The following is a 1,436-nucleotide window of genomic DNA, read 5'->3' as shown; positions in this document are numbered from 1 at the left end:
TCAATTAATATTTTAAGTTATCTTCCTACGTCTTACAAAAATTAAACCTTAATGCATTATTTTTTTAATATTATTTCTAAAAAAGCAATATGGTTTTGTAAAATTTAAAAATTAATTAATCTTATTCATAATCAAAATAAATGGCACATTTATTCCTTACATTAGTATTTATCTAAAACTTTTTCCAATCTAAAATTATATGGAACAGCATTCTGWAAACCGATACCAACCCAAAAAATACGTTCAGCTCGTCACTCCGGATTGGGTAAAAAATGCTACTCTTTACGAACTTAATATCCGACAGTTTTCAAATGAAGGTTCTTTCAGAGAGATAGAAAAACAACTTCCTCGTTTAAAAAAAATGGGTGTGGATATTATTTGGCTGATGCCGATACATCCTATTGGTGAAATGCACCGTAAAGGAAATTTGGGAAGCTATTATTCTGTGAAAGATTATTTTGGAATCAATCAGGAATTCGGTACAGAAGAAGATTTCAGGAACCTTGTTAATGCCATTCACAAAGCAGGAATGTATGTCATTCTCGACTGGGTTGCCAATCATACAAGCTGGGACAATAAAATGGTTGAAGATCATCCTGAATGGTACATGAAATCCAGAAAAGGGACTTTCCAGTCGACACGATGGAGAGATTATGACGATATTATCGAATTGGATTACAAAAATTCTGAACTCAGGAAATACATGACGGAAGCGCTTAAATTTTGGGTAAAAGAATATGATATTGACGGTTATCGTTGTGATATTGCGAGTTTTGTGCCCATCGATTTTTGGGAAAATGCCAGAATTGAGCTCGAAGAAATAAAACCTATTTTTATGTTGGCTGAAGCTGAAGATAAAGATCTTCATCGTAAAGCTTTTGATGCGACTTATAATTGGAATTTATGGAATATCCTACACCAGATTGCTAAGCAGAATATCAGTGTAAAATTTCTCACTGAAGCATATTTAGCAGAGCATGTTTCTTTTTTCCCTAAAGAAGCGATCCGGATGAATTTTGTTGACAATCATGATAAAAATTCGTGGGAAGGCAATCAATACAGTAATTTCGGCGATGCTTTAAAAGCAGTTATTGTTTTTACGGTAATGATGGACGGAATGTCTTTGGTTTACAGCGGTCAGGAAGCAGGACTCGATCGTTCTCTGGAGTTTTTCGAAAAAGATCCTATCGATTGGAAATCTCATGAAAATGAAACTTTATACACCCTTCTTTTTGATTTAAAACATAAAAACCAAGCACTTTGGAACGGCGTTTATGGAGGTGAAATGGTAAGAATTATGAATGACCGGATGGATCAGGTGATTTCTTTTGTAAGAGAAAAAAACAAAGACCGGGTTTTAACCGTTATTAATTTAAGTAAAGAACCGGTGATCGTACAATGCGATACATCTTTTGATCAGGGGATTTATACCAATC

Annotated in this window: 1 protein-coding gene; it reads left to right on the top strand. The window is 34.1% G+C overall.

Annotated features, from left to right (window positions below; translation table 11 throughout):
* Positions 1–199: 199 nt before the first annotated feature.
* Positions 200–1,436, top strand: a 1,237-nt coding sequence (locus AB4Y90_RS17870; protein ID WP_441558911.1) for an alpha-amylase family glycosyl hydrolase, incomplete at its 3' end; no start/stop codon positions are given.

This window comes from Chryseobacterium sp. 2TAF14, from assembly GCF_052115105.1.
In the GTDB taxonomy this organism is placed as follows: Bacteria; Bacteroidota; Bacteroidia; order Flavobacteriales; family Weeksellaceae; genus Chryseobacterium.
This window is presented reverse-complemented; position numbering and strand designations above follow the sequence as displayed.